This window comes from Hymenobacter segetis (genome assembly GCF_054776495.1).
In genome coordinates this window covers 1,473,988-1,495,960 of sequence record NZ_BAAHBV010000001.1, presented here as the reverse complement: position 1 = coordinate 1,495,960, position 21,973 = coordinate 1,473,988, and the positions used below count along the sequence as shown (strand labels likewise).

The window sequence follows — 21,973 nt, the reverse complement described above, 5'->3', positions numbered from 1 at the left end:
CCACACTAGGCGGTCGGACCGGTTGCCGTGAGAACGAAGTACCAACGATAACCGGTCGGACCGCCTAGAGCGGTCGGACCGGTCCCAGACCGCTCTGTGCTGAAATGAAAGTTGCCCTATTCATCCCGTGCTACATCGACCAGTTCTACCCGCAGGTGGGCATTGCGACGCTTCAGCTGCTGGAGAAGCTGGGCGTGCAGGCGCACTTCCCGGCGCAGCAAACCTGCTGCGGTCAGCCCCTGGCCAATAGCGGCTGCGAGCATGACGCCCTGCCCATCTACAAGCATTTCGTGGAGACATTCAGCGACTACGACTACGTGGTAGCGCCCTCCGGCAGCTGCGTCTACCACGTTCGCAAGCACTTTGATAAACTGGACCAAACGGCCGACGTGCAGCACGTGCGCGGCGCGGCGTATGACTTGATTGACTTCATCAGCACGGTGCTGAAGGTGGAAAGCCTGCCGGGCGCATTTCCGCACAAAGTGGGCTTGCACCTGAGCTGCCACGGCCAGCGCGGCCTGCACCAGGCCAACGAATCGGAGATGACGCCGGTGCGCGACGGCCAGCTGCGCCGCCTCATGGCCTCGCTCGATGGCATCGAGCTGACCCAGCTCAACCGCAACGACGAATGCTGCGGCTTCGGCGGCACGTTCTGCGTGAGCGAAGCCGGCATCTCGGCCCGCATGGGCCAGGACCGCGTGGCCGACCACGTATTGAACGGCACGGAGGTGCTCACCGGCAGCGATATGTCGTGCCTGATGCACCTCGAAGGCATTGTGCGCCGTGCCCAGCTGCCCATCAAAGTGATGCACGCCGCCGAAATTCTTAACGGACTGACCGCATGAACCACGCCACCCGCGCCGACAAGTTTTTGCTGGATGCTGACCGCACCACCTGGCACGACGAAACCCTGTGGTTCGTGCGCGAAAAGCGTGACCGCGCCGTGTACGCCGTCCCCGAATTTCAGGAGTTGCGTCAGCTAGCGTCCGACATCAAAGACCACACTCTTAGCCGGCTCGACCTGTATTTGCAGGAGTTCGAGGCTGCCGCCCAAGCCAACGGCGTGCACGTGCACTGGGCCGCCGATGCAGCCGAGCACAACGCCATTATCCTAGATATTATTCAGAAGCAGGGCGCGACGCGCATCGTCAAGAGCAAGTCGATGCTGACCGAGGAATGCCACCTGAACCCGTATTTGATTAAGCACGGGATTGAGGTGGTGGATACCGATTTGGGCGAGCGGATTATTCAGTTTCGGGATGAGCCGCCGAGCCACATTGTGCTGCCCGCCATCCACCTGAAAAAGGAGGATGTGGGCGAGACTTTCCACACGCACCTGGGTACGGAGAAGGGCGAAAGTGACCCCCAGCGCCTCACCGAAGCCGCCCGCCAGCACTTGCGCGGTAAGTTCATCGCCGGGCAGGTGGCCATTTCGGGCGTCAATTTTGCGATAGCCGAAACGGGCGGCGTGGTGGTGTGCACCAATGAGGGCAACGCCGATTTAGGCGTGAACCTGGCGGCGGTGCACATCGCCTGCATGGGCATTGAGAAGATTATTCCGCGCCTCACCGATTTGGGCGTGTTCACGCGGCTGCTGGCGCGGAGCGCTACCGGCCAGCCGGTCACTACTTACACCTCGCACTTCACCAAGCCGGTGGCGGGCAAGGAGATGCACATTGTCATCGTAGACAATGGCCGCACCCAGCAACTGGGCCGGCCCGATTTTCGGGCTTCTCTCAAGTGCATTCGCTGCGGGGCCTGCATGAACACCTGCCCGGTGTACCGGCGCAGCGGCGGCCACAGCTACGATTTCACCGTGCCCGGCCCGATTGGGGCCATTCTGTCGCCGAACATCGACATGAAGAAGCACGCCTCGCTGCCGTTTGCCAGCACGTTGTGCGGCTCGTGCACCGACGTGTGCCCGGTGAAAATTGACATTCACACCCAGCTCTACAAGTGGCGGCAGGTGCTGGGCGAGGCCAATGAAATCCCGGCCTCAAAGAAGTGGAGCATGAAATTCATGGGCCGTGTGCTGGCCAGTACCCGCGTGTATGGCCTCGGCGGGCAGTTTGCTCGCAAGGCGCTGCGCCTGCTGCCGCACGGCCTCACCCACGCTACTTCCGTGAACGCCTGGGCCGTGGCCCGCGAGCTGCCCGAAGCACCCAAACAAAGCTTCCGCGAGTGGTATGCCAAGCAGCCGCAACCCGCCGCCCAACCCGCGCAACCTAAGATTCCCGCATGAGCACCGCATCCCGTGACCGCATTTTAGCTGCCACCAAGGCCAACAAACCCGCCGAATTGCCCCTGCCCACCGTGCCCGATTTTGGCGGCGAGGCAACGGCCGAGCGGTTTGCGGCGGTGCTGGCCGGCATCGGCGGCACGGTGGTGCGCATGAATGGGCTGGGCGAACTCGTGTCCACGCTTCAGCAGCTTTTTCCCGAGGCCCGCACTACGGCCTCGCCCTTGTTTGCGGCTTCTGTTCCCATAAATGCGCAGACGCCAACCGGCATTCTGGCGGCTATCGACCTGACCGTGTTGCAGGGCGAAATCGGCGTGGCCGAGAACGGTGCGGTCTGGCTGCCCGAGGCGAATATGATGAACCGGGCGCTGCCTACCATTACCCAGCACCTCGCGCTGGTGCTCGACCACCGGCGTATTGTGGCCACCATGCACCAGGCCTACGCGCAACTGCCCAACACCGGTGGCTACGGCAAATTCGTGGCCGGGCCGTCCAAAACGGCGGACATTGAGCAGTCTCTGGTGATTGGTGCACATGGGGCGCGCAGCCTGGTGGTGGTGCTGTATTGAGTTGGCATTTAATGGCTTGATTCGCCAGAAAATTTGCTATTTGACACGCTGATTCCTTCGTCTCATCAAAAAATAGCTCCTTGAAAAAAAACGTCTCCATAACCGCTGGCGCTATGGCTTCGCTGGTGTTGCTATTGGCCGGGCCGGCCTCGGCGCAAGCCCCCAACAGCTGGCAAAACCTATTCGATGGCAAGACGCTGGCGGGCTGGAAACGGCTAGCTGGCACTGCCGACTACAAGGCGGAAAACGGTGCGATTGTGGGCACTACGGTGCTGAATTCGGGCAATACGTTTCTGGTCACGGAGAAGGAATACGGCGACTTTGTGCTGGAACTGGATGTGATGATTGACAGTCCCACGAGCAACTCGGGCATTCAGACGCGCAGCCATTTTGACACCGAAGGCCACGCCGGTAAAGTGTATGGCCGGCAGGTCGAAATTGACCCCTCGGAGCGGAGCTGGTCGGGTGGGATTTATGACGAGGCGCGGCGGCAGTGGCTGTACCCGCTCGACCTGCACCCGGAGGCCAAATCGGCGTTCAAAATCGGGCAATACAACCACATCAAAGTGGAGTGCCTGGGCAACGAGATGAAGACCTGGGTGAACAACCTGCCCGTGGCCTACGTGGTGGACCCCGTGGACCCGCGCGGCTTCATCGGCTTGCAGGTGCACGGCATCACCAAGCCGGAAGACGCCGGCAAAAAGGTCTACTTTAAAAATATCCGCATCAATACTACCGGCCTGAAAACCAGCGCGTTTCCGGCTGATGTTTACGTGGTGAATTTCGTGTCTAATTACTTGAATGCCTACGAGAAACAGCACGGCTGGCGTTTGCTGTTCGATGGCAAAACCTCGGCCGGCTGGCGCAGTGCCAAGGGCCCGGCTTTCCCGGCCAGGGGCTGGGAAGTGGGGGATGGGACCATGACCGTGCAGCCCTCCGAGGGCAAAGAGGCGGCCAATGGCGGCGACATCGTGACCAACGAGGAGTTCAAGGCTTTTGACCTTTCGTTTGAGTTCAAGCTGACGCCGGGGGCCAACAGCGGCGTGAAATACTTCGTGACGCTGGACGAGAAAACGGAGGGCTCGGCCATCGGCCTGGAATATCAGGTACTTGATGATGCCCTGCACCCCGATGCCAAGCTGGGCCGCGACGGCGACCGCACCCTGGCCTCGCTCTACGACCTGATTCGGGCCGATAAAAACCCGCGATTCGTGCATCCCATCGGCGAGTGGAACGTGGGCCGCGTGGTGGTGCACCCCGACAACCGCGTGGAGCACTTCCTCAACGGCAGCAAAGTGCTGGAATACACGCGCGGCTCGAAGGAATTTGAGGCGCTGGTGGCCATCAGCAAGTACAACGTGTGGCCGAATTTCGGGATGGCGCCGCAGGGCCACATTCTGTTGCAGGACCACGGCAACCGGGTGTCGTTCCGCAGCATCAAAATCAAGACGCTCAAGTAAATCCTTTCTATTCCAACCAGAATTCCCATGTCGCACGAAGAACCCAATGCCCGTCGATTGTTCCTCAAGCAAACGGCGCTGGCCAGCGCCGGCGTGCTGCTCGCGCCCTCAATGGCGTGGTCGGCCAGCAGTTACAAGCGCATCATTGGGGCCAACGACCGGGTGCGCGTGGGCGTGGTCGGCTTCTCGGACCGGCACCGCAGCTCGCACCTGCCCAGCTTCCTGAACCACTACAAGGAGCTGAATTTCGATGTGGTGGGCGTGTCGGATATCTGGAAAAAGCGGCGGGAGGAGGGGGCGGCCACCTGGAAGGAAAAGCTGGGGCACGACGTGGCCGCCTACCGCAACAACGAGGAGATGTACGACAAGAAGGCTGTGGACGCGGTTTTTGTGAGCACTGCCGATTTTCAGCACGCGCTGCACGCCATTGAGGCCGTGCGGGCCGGCTGCGACGTGTACTGCGAAAAGCCCTTTGCCGAGACAATGGAGGACAACCGGGCGACGCTGAAAGCCATAAAGGCCTCGAAGCAGATTGTGCAGATTGGCTCGCAGCGCCGCAGCGGGGCCAATTACCATGCGGCCGATGCCTACATCAAATCAGGCAAATTCGGCGACATCAAAATGGTGGAGCTGACCTGGAATGTGAACCAGCCCGGCCGCTGGCGCCGCCCGGACTTGGTGCCGCAATTGAAAGAGGCCGATACGGATTGGAAACGCTTCATCATGAACCGGCCCTTCGAGGCGTTTGATGCCCGCAAATACCTGGAATACCGTCTGTTCTGGCCGTATTCGTCGGGCCTTCCGGGCCAATGGATGAGCCACCAGATTGATACCGTGCACTGGTTTACGGGCCTGCAACACCCGCGCAGCGTGGTGGCCAACGGCGGCATTTATATGTGGAAAGACGGACGCAAGAACTGGGACACCCTCACGGCCGTGTTCGACTATGGCCCCCAAAACGACCCCAGCAACGGCTTCCAGGTCACCTTCGGCTCGCGGATGGATAACGGCGACGAGCACCCGTCCGAAATCTATTATTCCAACGGCGGCGAGCTGAATTTGAACACCAACACCGTATCGCCGCGCGGCGGCCTCACCCAGAAATTCGCCGCCGATATGCATATGCAGCCATTTTTGCTGCCCGAGTCGAGTTTGTCGGCCGTCGAGCCGGTCATTGCCTCGGCCAACACCGGCGGCGACAAGCTGACCTCGAACCACGTGCGCAACTGGATGGAGTGCGTGCGCAGCCGCCAGCAGCCGCACGCCCCCGTAGAGGCCGGCTACAGCCATTCCATCGCTACTATCATGACCAACGCCGCCGTGCATTCGGGCATGAAAGCCACCTTCGACGAGAAGACGCAGGAGGTGATGGTAGGCGGCAAAGTGTTCAAATACTAATGCTGTTTCAGCCCCACCCGATGATGAAATTTGCTCTCCCCGGCGGCGTGCTGCTGCTTGCGCTGGCTGGATTTTCCGATGCGCAGGCCCAGAAGGCCGAGCCGGTGCGCGTGACCAAAGATGCCAAAGCCCGGAAGGTTGACGTGTTTGTGGGCAAGGAGTTATTCACCAGCTTTCTGTACCCTGACTCGCTGGAAAAGCCCGTGCTTTACCCATTGCGCGCCGCCAATGGCACCGTGGTCACGCGCGGCTTCCCGCTGAACCCGCAGCCCGGCGACCCCACCGACCACCCGCACCACATCGGCCTGTGGTTCAACTTCGAGAACGTGAACGGACTGGATTTCTGGAATAACTCCTACGCCATTCCGAAGGAGAAAAAAGCCGCGTATGGCTGGATAAAAACCGATAAGATTCTCACCATCAGTAGCGGCTCCACCGGCGTGCTGGCCTACCACGCCAACTGGACCAACCAGCAAAACGAAGTGCTGCTGGAAGAAACCACGCGCTTCGAGTTCAGCGGCACCGCCCGGGCGCGCATCATCGACCGCGTTACCACGCTCACGGCGGCGCGGGAAGTGACCTTCACCGACGCCAAAGACGGCCTGCTGGGCCTGCGCCTGGCCCATGAACTGCAAATCCCCGCCGACCAGGACCAGAAATTCACCGACAGCAAAGGCATTGTGACGGTGGTGAAAGCCGGCACCGACCACGTTGCCAACGGTACCTACCTCACCAGCGCCGGCAAGCGCGGCAACGATGCCTGGAGTACCCGCGGCGTGTGGTGCAAAGCCTACGGCAAAATGGACGCCGACTCCGTCAGCATCACCATCATCGACCACCCGAAAAACCCCAATTATCCCACCTTCTGGCACGCCCGTGGCTATGGGTTATTCGCTGCCAACCCGTTGGGCGAAAATATTTTCACCAACGGAAAATCGGCCAAAAACCTACAGCTGAAAAAGGGTGAATCTGTGACGTTCCGCTACCGCGTGCTGATTGACGAAGGCCGCCAAACCCCGACACCAAAGCAACTCAATGACGCGGCGGCTGATTTTGCGAAGAAGAGTGTGGGCCCGAGCAAGTAGCCTGACTGTTCTAATTACGGCTTGCTGACTGCGGCCGGGCCGGTTTTGGACGTGCGCCAGCGTAGTACATGGTAGGTGGCGCGGGTGGTGCCCACGTTTTTGATGCTGTGCATCTTATTGGGGGCCTGGAAAATGAGTGAGCCGGGGCCGACGCGCTTCAGTTCACCGTTCACCAGGGCTTCCACCGTTCCTTCGCGCACTATCATCAGCTCCTCGTCGGGGTGCTGGTGGGCGGGGTGGGCGTATTCGCCGGGGTTGAGGGTGGTGGCGTGCACTTCCAGGTTATCGAGCGTTTCGGTGGGAGAGTCGAAAAACGGCCGCCGCTCGCCCACTTTAGTGGGCACGGCTTTGTAGTCGTTCCACTCAAATACCGACGATGGCAGCGGGCCGGGCAGGCGGTTTTGACTGGCCACGATGGCCATTGGAATGCACATGAGCAGGGCCGTGAGGCCAACCAGATTTAGTTCTCTCTTCGTCAGCATCGGATTGGGAATAAGTGTTTGAAGTAACGAATCAGTGGGTGCCCATTCAATAAGCTACAAAAAAGAAGCGGCCTCCACAGGAAGCCGCCTCTTCAACGTTGGGGTCCATTAAAAATTAAAATTTGATATTCAGGCTGTTTTGTGCGTCTATAACTGCCTTATCGTCGTCGATGATGTTCACGTTTTTGTATGGCCGCCGACAGTTATTAAACCGGGCCGATAATGCTTGCAAAGTGGCACCACAACACTGACGTGACCCGTAGCGGCTGGTGGAGGAAAGAGGACTCCCACCCATCGTTTCTCCGGCGGGCTACGGGCCAGTCAGGTTGTTTACACTCACTCTACAAATCTGGAGATTGAGTCATCACTAACCTTCCCGCACCCTCCTGTATTGGCGTGAAAAAAGGCGCGTTATTCCATATAGAAGACCCGCGTTAGCTGCTGCACTACGGGCGAGTTATCCGGGTTAGTTTCCATCAAATCGCCCATGTAGGCCCACCAGCGCTGCATGATTTCGGTGGCCGGCAAATCAGCAGTGGTGTGGCCTGGCAGGCGCTTTTGCACCGCAAACAGCCGGCCGCTGGCGGCATCAAGGTAAATCGAATAATCCCGGATGCCGGCCTCGCGCAGCAGGGCCGAAAGCTCGGGCCAGATTTCGTCGTGGCGGCGCTGGTATTCGGCGGCCACGCCGGGCCGCAGCTGCATCGTGAAAGCTACTTCTTCCATAGTTAAAATCTATTGAGCGGGCGCGCCCGTGGTGGCTGGCGTGAGGGTGACGGGCCCGAGCAAACCGGAATCCAGCGGCGACCAGTTGGAGGTGGTGAAAAGGCCGTCGTCGCCCCGGTTTTCCTTGAGCTTGGCGGGCATGTTGGTGTTGTAGAAAATCTTCCAGTCGACGTGGTTGCGGTCCATGTCGATGATGCGGTTGGCCATCAGGTTGCTCACAGTCACGGTGAGGGTATTGCTGGCTTTGAGCTGGGCTTTGGGCACGAAAACCTGATACACCGGGCCGAGGAGCGTGGTAGCGGGCTGGCCGTTCACCTGCACGCGGGCGCTCTGGGCCACCCGGCCGAGGTCAAGCAGGAAGCCGTCGCCGGGGCCTTGGGGCAGGGCGAAGGTGGTGCTGTAGGTGGCGGTGCCCGAGAACTTGCGGCCCGCGTCGCCGGCCAGCGTGGTCCAGGACGTCAGCTCTTTGGTCTGAAGCTTGGCGGGCAGTTCCGGGCCGCCCGAGGTGAAATTCAGGTCCCAAGGGCCGGTGAGGGGCTGGGGCGCGGCGGCTACGGTGAGGTAGGGGTAGGCCGGACCAGTGAGCGCGCCTTCGTTGGTGTCGAGGATGCAGGTTTCGCCGGGGTTGAGCTGCACGTAGATTTCGGGCAGCCCGTTGGCCGTGGCGCGGATTCTGGCCATGCCCGTTTGCTCGGTCATGGGGTTATAGAGGGCAGCGGCTTTGGCGGGCGTTTGCAGGGTTATCCAGCCGGCGAAGGGCTTTTCGGCCCAGTTGGCCAGGAAGTAGTAATGGCCCTGAGCGTGGCTACGGCGCAGGAATTGCAGGCCCTGGTCGGCCAGCGTTTCGCGGCGCACGCTGGCTTGCGCCAGGAGCTGCGGCACGTCATTGCCCAGCAGCACGCGGCCTTTGCCGAGGCTTGCCTGCTGTACGCCGGCCTGGGCCGTGGCCTTGAACTTGAGCTGGGCCAGCAGTTTCTTGAAGTTGCTGCGGCGGTTTTCGAGGTTGCCAAGGCCGGGCACGTCGGCGGGCAACTGGTTTTGCAGCAGGATGGTAGCGCCATTCTGGGCCAGCTTCAGCAGGCTTTCCAGCGTGGGCAGCGGCATGAGATGGGCATCGGGCACGAGCAGGGTTTGGTAAACCGCACTGCCGCTGGTGGTGAGGGTGTTGCCGGTGTTTTTTACGGCTTGCACCTGCTTGTCGGAGATGAAATCGTAGCCGTAACCCTTGCTCAGCAGCAGCTCGCTGGTGGCTTCAATGGGCAGCCCTTTAAAGCCGTGCTCAATGCCGTCGAAATGCTGGAGCAGCACCTTGCCGGGCCGGGTATAGGCATCCGAAATGGGCAGGTAGAGTAGCACGTCGTTGCTGGGCTGGCCGGCTTGTAGGAACGACTGGGCGCGGGCCGTGTACAGGTTCAGCTTACCGAAATCCGTCCAGAATGGGTTCTGCGGATTAAACTCCACCGCCGCGTAGAACAGCCAGCCGGGCCACTTAGCCGAGGGAGGCGAATAGGCCGTGCCGTGGTAGAAAACGTGATTTACCCCGCCCAGCAGCATCCGGTCGATGGCCTTTTTTACGTCGCTCAGCTTGCTCAGGAAATGGTCATTCTCCCAGGTCGCCGTTTCGGCCGAGGTCAGCGGCTTGCCCGTGACGTGCGCGGCCGACGACGCGAATTTGATGCGCGTCAGGTCCTCGCCCTCCGTCTCGGGAATGTCGGTAGCGGCGTACAAATCCAGGATGTTGGCTGGCGAGCCGTGGGCCTGGTTGCGAATCAGCGCGTCGTGGGTTTTGGCCCAGGTGCCCCAGGTTTGGGTGTAGTTTTCGAGCAGCAGCTCAGAAATCGTCTGGCGGTAATCAGTGAGCACGCGCTGGTTTTCATCCTCGCTGGCCTTGTTGAACAGCGCCGGCAAATGCTGGCGCAAATCATAGCCGCGCCGTTTCTGGAATTCGGCAAACATTTGAGGTGTCCAGTTGGCCTCGCCCTGCGCATCGTCCACCTCGTAGGAGTCGTTGAAAAACGCCCGAATCGGCTTCACGTTGTGGCCCGCGAAAGCCTTGTCGAAATACGCCAAGTAATGGTCGGTGGCCGTCTTAGAGAAGTGGTCAATCACGTCGCCCTCACCGCCGGGGCCGGCGCGCTCCACCTGCTTGCCGTGCCCGCCCTGAAACAGCGCATATAGCGTCCAGGCTGAGCCAGCCGGTGCTGTCCAGCTTAGCTTGCCATCAGGGCCTACTTTGCTCGTCAAATCCAGCGTTTCGCCCTTGTCCGAATAAGCCATCAGCGCCTGCAGCGGCAGCGGCTTCTCGAAGCGCACCTGCTCTAGGGCCAGGGTTTGCATATTCTTGTTTTTGGCCACCGGGTCGGTCAATTGCTTGATATCGACCTTGTGGCCGATGGCCGTGGCAATGGGCTTCTGCATAAAGGTCACCGGCTCATTCAAACTCGCGCCTCCTTTCACCTCGTAGGTTTTGTAGGTTACGTACTTCGAGGCATCCACTGGGGCCACCCACGGCCCACCAAAGGGCCAGCCCGAGGCCTGCGCCATATCAATGCCCAGCCCCAGCCGCCCGGCCTCCGTGAGGGTATGCGAGAGCATGTCCATCCACTTCGGCGAGAGGAAGTCGATAAACTGGCTTTCCGCGCCCTTCACCCCATAAATCGTGGTGATTTCCAGCCCGCCGAGGTTGGCTTTCTGATACTCGGTGAGCACGGTGGTGAGGTCGGCTTTATTCACGGCGCTGCCTTCCCACCACCAGCGCGTCCAAGGCTTGGTTTGCTGGGTGATGGCCGGCCATTTGGGGGCCTGGGCGTGGGCGGTGAGGGAAGCGAGGAGGAGGAGGGCGAGGGGGCGTTTCATAGAATTTATTGGCACGTCATGCAGAGCGTAGCGAAGCATCTCGCGTACTCAAGGCAATGGCAACGATTGAATTGGTGGCGGCACGCGAGATGCTTCGCTGCGCTCTGCATGACGGGTTACTTCAATTTATAAACCTCACTTCCCGCCAGCAGGAAGCAGCCAAGGCCATAATCCTCAAAGTCGGGGCGGGAAGTGACGCTGACGGGCTGGCCGTCTTTGGGCTCCTTGCCGGTGCCTTGCACGTAGGCCAGCGAGCCGTTGGGCGTCACGCATTCGGTGGCCATGGCCTGCCAGGCTTTGGCGATGATGGGCTCGTATTTCTGCTTGTCGAGCAGGCCGTGGTTCAGGCCCCAGGCCATGCCGTAGACGAACAGCGCGGTGCCCGATAGCTCCTTGCCGCCGAAATGCGTGGGGTCGTGCAGGCTCACGTTCCAGTAGCCGTCGGCGCGTTGCAATGGGGGCAGGGCCTGCATCATGTTTAGGTACATCTGCTCGTATTCGGCGCGGTGGGGGGCATCTTTGGGCATGATGTCGAGCACGCGCACCATGGCGGCTACTACCCAGCCGTTGCCGCGGCTCCAGTAGCAGTCTTCGCCGTTGGGCTCCTTGTAAGGGGGCACGAAATCCTTGTCGCGCCACCACAATTTATCCTCGGGGTTGTAGAGGCCGTGGCCGCCGTGCTGGGTTTTTGAGTAGTTGTAGATGCGGTACATCTTCTCGTAGTAGGCCGTATCCTTGGTCATCGCGCCCAGTTTAGCATAGACGGGCATGGCCATTTGCAGGGCATCAATCCAGTTCCAGTCGTCGATTTTTGGGCTCTGCACCATCAGGTCGATGCTGGCCTTGATGTCGTGCAGGCGCTCCGGCTTGGGGTCAATCTGGTAGAGGTCGAGGTAGGTCTGGCCGGCGCAGTGGTCGTCGGCGTTGCGGTCCGTAATGCCTTTGCGGATGCCCCACTGGTGCTTCGTGCCCCAGTCCACGGCGTAGTCGTAGTAGCGCTTTTGCTTGTCGGTCTGGTAGAGGGCCATCAGGCCTTCGTAGTACACGCCGCGCGTCCAGATGTGGCTGGGCCGGGCAATATTGGTCACGATTTCCTTGCCGGGGTCGGGCCAGGTCCGCATGAAGTAGTCGTTGGCGCGGGTCATGCTTTTGAGCACGGCCTTTTTCTTCGGCAGCTTCTGGGCGGTGGCGGGCAGCGTGAGCAGCAGCGCGGCGCAGAGGAGGGAGTGAAGGGAGGTTTTTAGTAGCATTGGGTGAGGATATTGTCTTATCTGAACTTCATGCTGAGCGTAGCCGAAGCATCTCTACCGCTTCGTTGCAGCGATTGGATTACTTGCGCGGTAGAGATGCTTCGGCTACGCTCAGCATGACGTTCTTTTTCTTGTCTTGGAACAGTAACTACGACGCCGTTTTGGCGATTTCCACGGCGTACACTTGCTCCTGGCCTTCAAAATTGGCGCGGAATATTATCCATTTCCCGTCGGGCGAGAAATGGACGTTGGGCTCCAGCTTGTAGCCGTGGGTTTTCATGTTCACCAGGCGCTCGGTGCGGAATTTGTCGCCTTCGGGATGGAAGAGGTTAATCCACATACCGTCCGGGGCTTTGGCCACCTGGCCCGCGTCGCCGCCATCGCCGGCGAAGAGCTTCTGGTCGGGCGAAACGTTGAAGTGGATGGACCAGTCGTTGCGCTCCATCTGGTAGGCGCGTTCCTGGCCGGTTTTCACGTCGGTGCCGCCCAGGTAAAAGGTCACGCTGCGGGGCTTTTGCATGTCGTACCAGATGGTTTTGCCGTCGGGACTGAAGAATTCGTGGCCCGCAATTTCGCCGTCCACCGTGCGCTTATGCACCAGCTTCACCGCCTTGGTTTTGGTGTCGATGTGCCAGATGCGGTCCACCTTGCCCCAGGGGCCTTCGTGGCAAAACATCAGCAAATCGGGGTCGGTGGGCGAAAACTGCACGTGGTTCAGCCAGGCATTATCCGTGAATAGCTTGGTGAGCTTCCCGCCGCCATCCGTGCTCACCACAAAGAGCGTGCGCGGCAGCTTAGCGTCGTAGATGCGGTTGAAAAAGTCGCTCTTGGCCGGGTACTGGCGGTAGATTTCCTTTTCCGCATCGCTGCCCCAGGCCCCGCCAAGCTGGGTGTCGTCGGCATTCAGCGAAGTAATATCGGCCTTGAAATCGGCTGGAAACACGAACACGCGGCGCGTTTTTTTCGAGTCCACGTTGGTGGCATACACCGTGTCCTGCACCTGATAAAACACCTCCCGGCGCTTGCGGCCCACTATTTCGCCCTTCACCTGCTTGAAATAGCGCGTCAGCGGCTCGGTATGGTGGGTTTTCAGGTTCACCAGGCGCAGTTGCTTGCCCTGGGCATCGGTGTGGTAAATCACCATCAGGTCGCCCTCGTTGCCTCTGCCTTTCAAAAACGGGTTGTTGTGAAAGTAAAAGCTGCCGTTGTCGCCGTCCAGCTGGGTGAGGCGTACCACCTTGTGGCCGGTATCGGCATCAACCCACTCAGCAGCGGGCATGGGTTTCTGGCTGCCGGTGGCCATTTTGCTCTGCGCGTGGCTGCCGAAACTCAGTAGCAAGCCGCTCAAAGCGAATAAGTAGTTGGTTTTCATGGGTGGGATTTGAGGATTAGGAGGGTGGCTTATTTCAGGTTTTCGTAGCGGGGCGGCAGGGTGCGCAGGGCTTCGGGCACGTTCACGTAACGGGCCAGGTCGCGCAGGGCGATGACGTGGTAGCGGTGGTCGTGCAGGTATTTCAGGTACTGTTCAAACAGCGCGGGCGGGGTCGTAACCCAGTCGTGGGCCACGTCGGGCACGCCGTGCCCAGTCAGGATTACCACGCGGCCATCATGAGCTTGCCGAATGGCGTTGAAAACCTTGGCCGTATCGGTACCCGAGATGCTGAAGCTGGGCAGCAACATGGGATTGTCCTGGGTGGGGGCGTAAGCCCGGCCGCCGCCGGCGCGGGCAAACTGGTAGCCGCGCTCGGGCAGCAGCGCGGTGGCCGTGGGAGCGGTATCGTAGCCGGGATAAGCGAAGGTGACGGGCCGGGGAATACGCCAGGCGCGGCAGCGTGCTTCGATAGAATCCAGCTCAGCCCCAAGCTGCGCCCGGTTCATCTTGTTGACGTGCTGGTGGCTGAGCGTGTGGCTGGCCACCTCAAACCCCTGCCGGTGCAGGCCCTGAATCTGTGCCCATGTCATGTATTTGGTCTTGTCCGAAAACGGTGGCTCCCGGAACTCGCACACGAAAAACGTGCCGCCAAACCCGTATTTCTTCAGTAGCGGGGCCACGAAGGTGGCGTGGCTCACGGCCGCATCATCAAAGGTGAGGACGATGAGCTTATCCGGGACCGGCCGGCGCAATACCTGGGCCGAAATCTCACGCCCCAGTCCTAACCCGAACAGAGTCAGTAGACAAGCCAGATAAAAGCGAGCGGAAAGCGCCACGGGTACCGGGTGGGAATGCGTGAAAGATGCCGCAAGAACCTCGCGCCATCGCGCCCAACCTTCCTGTACTCTTCGGTGGGGCAATATTGGGGCTGTCTGCCAGATTGCCGAGAAGTTCGGGAATACAAAAAAGCGGCTCTTTCTGAGCAGAAAGAGCCGCCTGCGGGAAATGGAAACCGTTGGAAAACTGCGGGCTATTCGATGCGCCGCAATCCCAGTACGCCAATGATAATCAGGCTGGTATAGATCACGCTTTGCCAGGAAAACGGCTGCTTGAGGTAGAGCACATCCACGAGCTTGATGCCCACTACGGCCAGCGCCATCCAGGCCGAGTATGCCGTAGCGGTGGGAATGAATCGCATGGCCTGCGACAGGAACAGCACGTTGGCCAGCCCAAAAGCCACGTAGGCCAGCAGCGGCAGTACCGGTAGCAATAAGGCCGGATGCGTGAAGCTGTGCAGCCAGGCTACTTCCTTGATGCGCTGCATGTTGAGCGCCTTGAGACTATACGTCCAGCAAACCTCCATGAACGAGGCCAGAAACAGCGAAAACCAGGGATTAATCAACGGGACGAAGCAGCAGCAGTGGGGGAGTGAGAGGGAGTGGCCGGGGCCGGAGCTGCGCCAAAATTACCGCCCGGGCGCTGCGCGGGGATGGTTTCGGTATACGGCTCCGGCACGGGCCAGCCATGCAGGGGTTTCAGGGCCGGCACGCGGTCGGTGAGCTTGGTTAGCAGCCGCCCGCGAATGCCGTGGTATGCGCGGAATAATCGGGACCGTTTGACCAATTCTTCCTCATCGAAACGGGCTACGGAAAAGACGTGCTGGCTGAAATAATCTTTCGGGAAGGCGTAGGGCAGACCCCATTTCAGCGGCTTGTGGTCGGGGCGGTAGGCGGTGCCGAAAATCCAGTCCCAGAAGGCAAATTTGGTCGAGAAGTTGGCGTAGAATACTTCCTCGTGGTCGGCGTGGTGCCAGAGGTGCATTTCGGGGCCGTTGATGAAATATTGCAGGCGGCCCGAGCGCACGTCGATGTTGCAGTGAATCCAGATGCCCCACACGGCATCGATGCAGGCCTTGATGGGCACCACCATGGGGTCGGCTCCGAGCAGGATAATGGGCGCAAACTCAATGGTCTGGTTGATGATGATTTCTAGGGCGTGCGAGCGGGAGCCAGCCAGCCAGTCCACCTGCTTGCCCGAGTGATGCGCCTCGTGCGTGCGCCAGAACAGCGGGCTACTGTGCTGAAACCGATGAAACCAGTAGATGTAGAAATCGTGCGTCACTACGAAAAACAGCACCTGCGCCCAAATAGGCCAGCCCGTCACAAAATGCAGCTTCGAGAACCCGAAATGCTGGTCGAGGGGCTGAATGATGTAATCGAAAATGATGATTTTCAGGGCGTAGCTCTGCACGAAGGTGTAGAGCACCAAGTCGGTCCAGAAGCCCTCGCGGAAAAATGGCAGGCCCTTGCGGTAGGGGATGATGCGCTCCAGCGTGATGACCACGGCCACCCAAATCAGCAGTATGGCCGTGGTGATGAGTTCGACGTGATGCATGGTTTAGGGCAGATTCTGGATTATTGAAAGAACGGCATGCGGCAAAACGTCATGCAGAGCGTAGCGAAGCATCTTTACCGAGTTAGTAATCAATTTTACTATTGCGGTAAAGATGCTTCGCTGCGCTCTGCATGACGTTCTTTATTCGTTCAGGAGTTCAACTCAAACAGGCTACTCCTGGTTCGGCGTCAGCTCACGGCGCAGGCGGGCGCGGGGCTCCAATTCGGAGTCGTACACGCGCTTGATGCCATCGCCGAGGCCTTCCTCTACGTCGCGGATGTCGCGCACGAGCTTGGCCATGCCGCCGGGCTCTACCGAAGCGGCGTGGTCGGAGCCCCACATGGCGCGGTCCAGGGTGAAGTGGCGCTCCACAAAGCTGGCACCCAACGTCACGGCGGCCACAGTGGTAGCTAGGCCGGTTTCGTGGCCCGAGTAGCCGATGGGCGTGCCGGGGAACATGCCTTGCAGCACGGGCACCATGCGCAGGTTCAGCTCGGCGGGCGGGCAGGGGTAGGAGGACGTGGAGTGCGCAATCATCAGCTTATCCAGACCCACCCACTTCACGGCTTGGTTGATTTCATCGAGGGTGCTCATGCCGGTGCTTAGCATTAGCGGGCGGCCGGTGGCGCGCACGCGGTCCAGCAGGGGCTTGTCGGTGAGGGAGGCGGAGGCCATTTTGTACATCACGGGCGCAAACTGCTCCATGAAATCAACCGACGGCTCGTCCCAGCACGAGGCAAACCAGTCGATGCCCAAGGCGCGGCAGTAGTCGTCGATAGCCGTGTATTCGACCTGACCGAACTCGGTTTTGCGCTTGTAGTCGATGTAGCTCATGCGGCCCCAGGGGGTGTCGCGCTGCTTTTCCCACTGGTCCTTGGGTACACACAGCTCGGGCGTGCGCTTCTGGAATTTCACGGCGTCGCAGCCGGCCTTGGCGGCCTCGGAAATGAGCTGCTTGGCTAGGTCGAGCGAGCCGTTGTGGTTGATGCCAATTTCGGCAATGATGTAGGCCGGGTAGCCCGCGCCAATGAATCGGTTTTTGCGAATTTCAACAGCTTGCATGAGGCGAAGGGTTGTATTGTAGCACACGCTTTAGCTTGTGCCTGTAAGGAAGATGCGCAAGCTAAAGCATGCGCTATAAGAAATTAAATAGCCGTCCAGCCACCATCCACGACCAGGTTGGCTCCAGTCATATAAGCCGACGCATCCGAAGCCAGAAATACGACCGCGCCTTGGTAATCAGTAGGCGTAGCCATGCGCCCGAGCGGCGTTTTGGCGCTGTATTGCTTGACGAAAAACGCATCCTGGCTATTTTCCACGCCGCCGGGCGAGAGCGTGTTCACGCGCACGCCGGCCGCGCCCCAGTAGGCCGCCAGGTAGCGGGTAAAATTCACCACCGCGCCCTTGGTCATGGGGTAGGAGGGTGATTTATAGAAAGTTTGCTCGCCGGCCTCGTTGCGGTAAATGCTCTGGTCGGGCCCGACGATGCCGTAGGTGCTGGCCACGTTGATGATGCTGCCGTGGCCCTGCTGCGCCATGGGTGTGCCGAATACCTGCGCCGCCAGGAATACGCCCGTCACGTTCACCTCCAACACTTTCTGGAACGTGGCCAGTGGGAAGTTCTCGAACTTGCTCAAATCAGCCGCCAGCGCGGGGTTCTCGAACATATCGTTAATGGCGGCATTGTTCACCAACACGTCGATGTGGCCGAAACGGGCCAGAATCTGGTCGCGGGCGGTAGCCAAGGATTCCGGTTTAGTCACATCAACTGCCAACGACAAGTGCGGCCCGCCACCCAGCCCAAAGGCCACGGCTGCGGCGGCTTCCGCGTTGAGGTCGGCCACAACCACGTTGGCTCCGGCTTCGGCCAGGGCCGCGCAGTGCTTCTGGCCAATGAGCCCGCAGGCACCGGTGACGATGGCCGTTTTGCCCGTTAAATCGAATAAATTCATCGGGCTTACTTGGCTTTAACCGGCGCGGCATTCGTCACCTTGCGGAACACGGCTTCCACCGGCTCACCGAGCAGGCGCGAGGCTACGTCACCAGCTTCAATAGCTTCCTTCAACAGCGGCAGCACTTCGCGGTAGGCGGCCAGGGTATGGGCCACGTCGGCATCGGTGTGCGAAAAACACATATTGTGGAAACCGCCCCACATGATACCGCGCTTGAACAGTTCCTGCTGCATGAATGCCTTTATTTCCATGCCGTTGCCGGCCGAGGGGTCGAAGGTTACTATCGTGCGGCAGTCATAGCCGTAGCATTTGGTGTACTGCGTCAGGCCCAGTTCGGCGGCAATTCCGTTGTAGCCGTCCTTGAGCTTTTTGCCCTGCTCGGCGAGGCGGGCGGGCACGTTCTTCTCACGCATCTCGGTGATGGTTGCCACGGCGGCGGCCAGGCTCAGCGCTTCACCCCCGAAAGTGGTGAAGAAGAACACATCCTGCTCGAACAGTTGCATCACATCGCGCCGGCCGGTGAGCAGGGCAATGGGCATGCCGTTGGCAAACGCCTTGGAATACACCGCCAAATCGGGCGTGATGCCAAAATACTCCTGTGCCCCACCCACGGCCACGCGGAAACCGGTCCACATCTCATCAAAGATGAGCAGCGTGCCGTTTTCCTTGCACAGCCGGGCCACTTCGTGGAGGAAGTTGTCCTTGGGCGCGTCGAAAATAAACGGTTCCAGAATCACGCAGGCCACGTTTTCATCGAGCAGGGCTTTCAGCGAATCGAGGTTGTTATATTCGAACGCGGCCACCAAGTCTTTGCTTTCCTGTGGAATGCCTTTGTCGCGGCTGGTGGTGCCGATGTACCAATCGTGCCAGCCGTGGTAGCCGCAGCACAGGACGTTATCGCGCCCGGTGAAGGCCCGCGATACGCGCACCGCCGCCGAGCACACATCCGCGCCGGTTTTGCTGATACGGATGCTTTCGGCGTTCGGAATAATCTCGTGAATCAATTCCGAAAGCTCCACTTCCAGCTCGTGCATCATCGAGAAGGTGATGCCGTCTTCGAGTTGGGCGCGAATGGCGTCGTCCACTTTCGGGTAAGCGTAGCCCAACGAAATCGGGCCAATACCCATCTGAAAATCGATGTACTCGTTGCCATCCACGTCCCAGATGTGGGAGCCTTTGGCGCGCTTCACGTACTTCGGGCTCACGCCTTTGGTGTACTGGCCGGGGCCTTTGGCGAGGGTCTGCGTCACCGGCGTCATGATTTTCTGGGCGCGGGCATAAAGCTCGTCCGACTTCGTGATGTCGGGGTAGTTTTCGTTGAAGGAAACGGTGTTGGGCATGGGAATTTGTGTCATCCTGAGCGCAGTGAAGGACCTTATCACGTCCGTACTGCATGGGTTAGAAATTCTGACGAAAGCAGCCGTGATAAGATGCTTCCTTCGTCAGCATGACAGACGATTGGTTTACTCCGCGAACTGATTTTCCAGCACGGCAGGACCTTCGGCAAGCGTTGCGCCCGCCTCGCCCAAAAACTCCGTGATGCGGCGGGCAATGTGGTGGCCGGTGAAGCCCTCGTACTCCAGCACGGCGCTGAGGCGGCCGGGGCGGTACCATCGCTCCTCCAGCGCCAAGGGCAGTACGCGGGCGGTGAGCTGGTTGCGCAACAGCACCTCGGCTAGGATGGAATAGAGGCCGCCGGTGATGAAATGGTCCTCCACCGTCACGATGAGGGAACCACGCCGCACCACTTCGAGAAGAGCGGCTTCGTCAATCGGCTTGAGGCTGCGCAGGTTGATGAGGCCCACCGATTTGCCCTGGGCTTGCAGCAGCTCGCGGGCCACCAGCGTTTGCTCGAAGAGCATGCCGTAGGTGATGATGGTGATGTCGGTGCCCTCGGCCACAATTTCGGCCTTGCCCATCTCAAATGGCGCGTGCGCGTAGGTGGCGGGGCGGGTGTTGATGCGCACGTAAGCCGGCGCGGGAGAGGCCCAGATGGCGGGCAGCATAGCCAGCATGTCCTGCTCATCGGCGGGCGCGAAAACGGTCATACCAGGAATGCCGCGCATCAGGCTCACGTCCTCAATGGCCTGGTGGGTGGGGCCGTTGCCGTCGGAAAGGAAACCGGGCACGAAGCCGCTCAGCTTCACCGGCAGTTGGCCGATGCCGACATCGGTGCGGATGAACTCGAAGGCCCGTAGCGTGAGGAAGGTGGCCAGCGCGTGCACTACCGGCACGCGGCCGCGCAGGGCCAGCCCGGCGGCGGCCCCGATGAGAGTTTGCTCAGTGATGCCGGTATCGATGAAGCGAGGTCCGAGCACGGCCGGCAGGTTGCGGATGAGGGCGCGGTTTTCGGCCGTCATCACCACCAGGCGCTCATCGGTGAGGGCGGTTTCCTTGATAAGTTCTTCGTAAGTCATAAGAAGCTATTAGCGGACGGTGAGGGTTTCGCTGGTCAGCGTAGTGGCTACCTGACTGTGCAGCTCGCGCAGCAATTCTTCTACTTCATCGGCCGAGAAGTTGCAGAACCAGCGGTCGGCGCGGGCTTCGATGCTGGGCAGGCCGCGCCCGCGCACCGTGTCGCAGATGATGACCGAGGGCTTGGTATCGGAAAAGGGTAGGGCGGAGAAGGATTCTTCCAACGCCTTGAAGTCGTGTCCGTCAATCCGGCGCACCTCACAGCCAAAGGCCTCGAACTTCGGGGCCAGCGGCTCCAGCGGGATGAGGTCCTCAGTGGCTACGTTGGCCTGGAAGTGGTTGCGGTCGACTACTAAAGTCAGATTGTTGACTTTGTGGGCGCTGGCTACCAGTAGGCTTTCCCATACCGTTCCTTCGTTCAGTTCGCCGTCACCGGTGATGACGATGACCTTGTTGTCCTGGCCGCGCATCCGGCAATCCATCGCCACGCCCAAGGCCACGCTGGGCAGGTGGCCGAGCGAGCCGGAGTGGAATTCCACGCCCGGTACGTTGCGGTTGGGGTGCCAGTAGATGTGGTCGTCGGTGCTGAGGTGCTGGTCGAGACGAGCTTTGTCGATGAAGCCGAGCTCCACGAAGGTGCCGTAGAGGGCGGGCACGTCGTGGCCCTTGCTCAGGAAGAGGTAATCGCGGGTGGGGTCCTGGAGGTTGTCGGGGCGCACGTTCAAGCAGTCGGCGTAGAGGTACACCAGCAGGTCGGCGCAACTCAGCGAGGCACCGGTGAAGCAGCCGCCGTCGGTGCTCAGGCGCACGATGTGCTCGCGCACGCGCAGGGCCAGGGCTTCAAGTTTTTGTTGTTTTTCGAGGGTCATAAGGTGGGTGGTAGCACAAGTTTAAGCCAGTGCTACAAGGTTTTGGTTTGCGACGAATCCACGGTTTTGAGCTCGTCGAGGTGGTTGCGGTACCAATTCACGCCGGCATAGTGGGCATTGAGTTGGGCAATATCCGGCCGCTGTTTTAGCAGGCTAAGGATGTCATCGAGCTCAAAATCCGGCTTGCTCGGATACAGCGCCTCGTAAACGGCTTTAATGAAATCGTAGTCTTCCGGGTAGTCTATGGTCCAGCGGTGGCTCATCGAAAAGTCCTTCCCGGCATCCCATTCCACGTTGCCCAGCCGGAACCTGGTGGGGTTTTCCCAGAAAAACGGGGTGGTGTGCTCGCGCTCCAGCGGCCGCCGGGCCTCACGCCAAGCCGTTTCCAGCGCTTCGATGGGCATTACTTCCACGTCGTTTCCATCGGGGAAAGTGGCGGGGTGCAGGTTGCTCACGAAATCGTAGCGGTCGGCGAAGTGCAGGTAGTAGCCTACTACTTCATCAATCACGGCCGGGTCGATGAGGGGGCAGTCGGACGGGATTTTCAGCACCACATCGGCCCCGTAGTGGCGGGCGGCCTGGTAGTGGCGGTCGAGCAAATCCAGCACATCGCCCCGGAAACACTTTATATCGTGGGCAGCGCATAGCTCGGCGATGGCATCATCGGCGGCATCAGTGGTGGTGGCTACTACTACGGTGCCGGCCAGGTGGGCGCGCTGCACCCGCTCCACCATGCGCACCAGCAGGGGCTCGCCGGCCAGCGGCAGCAGCACCTTGCCCGGCAGGCGCGAGGAGCCCATGCGGGCCTGCACAACGGTCAGAATCTTCGGAACGGGCATAAATAGAGTAGTCGGTACCGCGTAGTCGGACGTGAAACGGAAATACGCTAAAAATTACCGGGCAAAA

At 60.1% G+C, this 21,973-nt stretch carries 20 protein-coding genes; 6 read left to right on the top strand and 14 right to left on the bottom strand.

The window, feature by feature from the left end; translation table 11 throughout:
- Nucleotides 1-104: 104 nt before the first annotated feature.
- The 6 genes from ACYU70_RS06335 (at nucleotide 105) to ACYU70_RS06310 (ending at nucleotide 6,751) form a co-directional block, all read left to right on the top strand.
- Nucleotides 105-845 carry a (Fe-S)-binding protein gene (locus ACYU70_RS06335; RefSeq protein WP_342298333.1) on the top strand — a complete coding sequence of 247 codons (741 nt, stop codon included), beginning with the start codon at nucleotides 105-107 and terminating at the stop codon, nucleotides 843-845.
- On the top strand, nucleotides 842-2,242 hold the full coding sequence (locus ACYU70_RS06330) for a lactate utilization protein B (RefSeq protein WP_342298331.1): 1,401 nt from the start codon (nucleotides 842-844) through the stop codon (nucleotides 2,240-2,242). The genes ACYU70_RS06335 and ACYU70_RS06330 overlap by 4 nt, the downstream gene beginning before the upstream one ends.
- Complete coding sequence (locus ACYU70_RS06325; protein WP_342298329.1) at nucleotides 2,239-2,808, top strand: LutC/YkgG family protein; 570 nt, start codon at nucleotides 2,239-2,241, stop codon at nucleotides 2,806-2,808. The genes ACYU70_RS06330 and ACYU70_RS06325 overlap by 4 nt, the downstream gene beginning before the upstream one ends.
- A 113-nt stretch (nucleotides 2,809-2,921) precedes the next feature.
- Nucleotides 2,922-4,268 carry a 3-keto-disaccharide hydrolase gene (locus ACYU70_RS06320; RefSeq protein WP_460615987.1) on the top strand — a complete coding sequence of 449 codons (1,347 nt, stop codon included), beginning with the start codon at nucleotides 2,922-2,924 and terminating at the stop codon, nucleotides 4,266-4,268.
- 27 nt (nucleotides 4,269-4,295) lie between these two features.
- Complete coding sequence (locus ACYU70_RS06315) at nucleotides 4,296-5,666, top strand: Gfo/Idh/MocA family protein (RefSeq protein WP_342298326.1); 1,371 nt, start codon at nucleotides 4,296-4,298, stop codon at nucleotides 5,664-5,666.
- 20 nt (nucleotides 5,667-5,686) lie between these two features.
- The gene (locus ACYU70_RS06310) at nucleotides 5,687-6,751 is read left to right on the top strand and encodes a DUF6807 domain-containing protein (RefSeq protein WP_460615929.1); all 1,065 of its coding nucleotides are present in this window, start codon (nucleotides 5,687-5,689) and stop codon (nucleotides 6,749-6,751) included.
- Between the two features lie 14 nt (nucleotides 6,752-6,765).
- On the opposite strand, the gene ACYU70_RS06305 is transcribed toward ACYU70_RS06310, so the two are convergent.
- The 14 genes from ACYU70_RS06305 to ACYU70_RS06240 all read right to left on the bottom strand — a co-directional run bounded on the left by ACYU70_RS06305 (nucleotide 6,766) and on the right by ACYU70_RS06240 (nucleotide 21,906).
- The gene (locus ACYU70_RS06305) at nucleotides 6,766-7,233 is read right to left on the bottom strand and encodes a cupin domain-containing protein (RefSeq protein WP_342298322.1); all 468 of its coding nucleotides are present in this window, start codon (nucleotides 7,231-7,233) and stop codon (nucleotides 6,766-6,768) included.
- A gap of 411 nt (nucleotides 7,234-7,644) precedes the next feature.
- Nucleotides 7,645-7,959 (bottom strand): L-rhamnose mutarotase, encoded by a 315-nt coding sequence (gene rhaM / locus ACYU70_RS06300; RefSeq protein WP_342298320.1) that lies wholly within the window; start codon nucleotides 7,957-7,959, stop codon nucleotides 7,645-7,647.
- 9 nt (nucleotides 7,960-7,968) lie between these two features.
- Nucleotides 7,969-10,815: a glycosyl hydrolase gene (locus ACYU70_RS06295; protein ID WP_342298319.1), complete on the bottom strand. Its 2,847-nt coding sequence runs from the start codon at nucleotides 10,813-10,815 to the stop codon at nucleotides 7,969-7,971.
- A gap of 116 nt (nucleotides 10,816-10,931) precedes the next feature.
- A complete protein-coding gene (locus tag ACYU70_RS06290; protein WP_342298318.1) occupies nucleotides 10,932-12,065 on the bottom strand; it encodes a glycoside hydrolase family 88/105 protein in 1,134 nt (377 codons plus the stop codon).
- A 148-nt stretch (nucleotides 12,066-12,213) separates the two neighbouring features.
- On the bottom strand, nucleotides 12,214-13,437 hold the full coding sequence (locus ACYU70_RS06285; RefSeq protein WP_342298317.1) for an oligogalacturonate lyase family protein: 1,224 nt from the start codon (nucleotides 13,435-13,437) through the stop codon (nucleotides 12,214-12,216).
- Between the two features lie 29 nt (nucleotides 13,438-13,466).
- Complete coding sequence (locus tag ACYU70_RS06280; protein WP_342298315.1) at nucleotides 13,467-14,273, bottom strand: polysaccharide deacetylase family protein; 807 nt, start codon at nucleotides 14,271-14,273, stop codon at nucleotides 13,467-13,469.
- A 194-nt stretch (nucleotides 14,274-14,467) separates the two neighbouring features.
- On the bottom strand, nucleotides 14,468-14,839 hold the full coding sequence (locus ACYU70_RS06275; protein ID WP_342298313.1) for a DMT family transporter: 372 nt from the start codon (nucleotides 14,837-14,839) through the stop codon (nucleotides 14,468-14,470).
- Nucleotides 14,836-15,831 carry a sterol desaturase family protein gene (locus tag ACYU70_RS06270; RefSeq protein ID WP_342298312.1) on the bottom strand — a complete coding sequence of 332 codons (996 nt, stop codon included), beginning with the start codon at nucleotides 15,829-15,831 and terminating at the stop codon, nucleotides 14,836-14,838. Before ACYU70_RS06270 ends, ACYU70_RS06275 begins: the two co-directional genes overlap by 4 nt.
- A gap of 171 nt (nucleotides 15,832-16,002) precedes the next feature.
- Nucleotides 16,003-16,893 carry an N-acetylneuraminate synthase family protein gene (locus ACYU70_RS06265; RefSeq protein WP_342298310.1) on the bottom strand — a complete coding sequence of 297 codons (891 nt, stop codon included), beginning with the start codon at nucleotides 16,891-16,893 and terminating at the stop codon, nucleotides 16,003-16,005.
- An 83-nt stretch (nucleotides 16,894-16,976) separates the two neighbouring features.
- Nucleotides 16,977-17,783, bottom strand: coding sequence for an SDR family oxidoreductase (locus ACYU70_RS06260; protein WP_342298309.1), 807 nt, complete (start codon nucleotides 17,781-17,783; stop codon nucleotides 16,977-16,979).
- Between the two features lie 5 nt (nucleotides 17,784-17,788).
- The gene (locus ACYU70_RS06255) at nucleotides 17,789-19,123 is read right to left on the bottom strand and encodes an aminotransferase class III-fold pyridoxal phosphate-dependent enzyme (RefSeq protein ID WP_342298307.1); all 1,335 of its coding nucleotides are present in this window, start codon (nucleotides 19,121-19,123) and stop codon (nucleotides 17,789-17,791) included.
- Nucleotides 19,124-19,246: 123 nt separating this feature from the next.
- The gene (locus ACYU70_RS06250) at nucleotides 19,247-20,200 is read right to left on the bottom strand and encodes a transketolase family protein (RefSeq protein ID WP_342298306.1); all 954 of its coding nucleotides are present in this window, start codon (nucleotides 20,198-20,200) and stop codon (nucleotides 19,247-19,249) included.
- A gap of 9 nt (nucleotides 20,201-20,209) precedes the next feature.
- Nucleotides 20,210-21,067, bottom strand: coding sequence for a transketolase (locus ACYU70_RS06245; protein WP_460615928.1), 858 nt, complete (start codon nucleotides 21,065-21,067; stop codon nucleotides 20,210-20,212).
- 32 nt (nucleotides 21,068-21,099) lie between these two features.
- Nucleotides 21,100-21,906 (bottom strand): glycosyltransferase family protein, encoded by an 807-nt coding sequence (locus tag ACYU70_RS06240; RefSeq protein ID WP_342301444.1) that lies wholly within the window; start codon nucleotides 21,904-21,906, stop codon nucleotides 21,100-21,102.
- Between the last annotated feature and the right edge of the window lie 67 nt (nucleotides 21,907-21,973).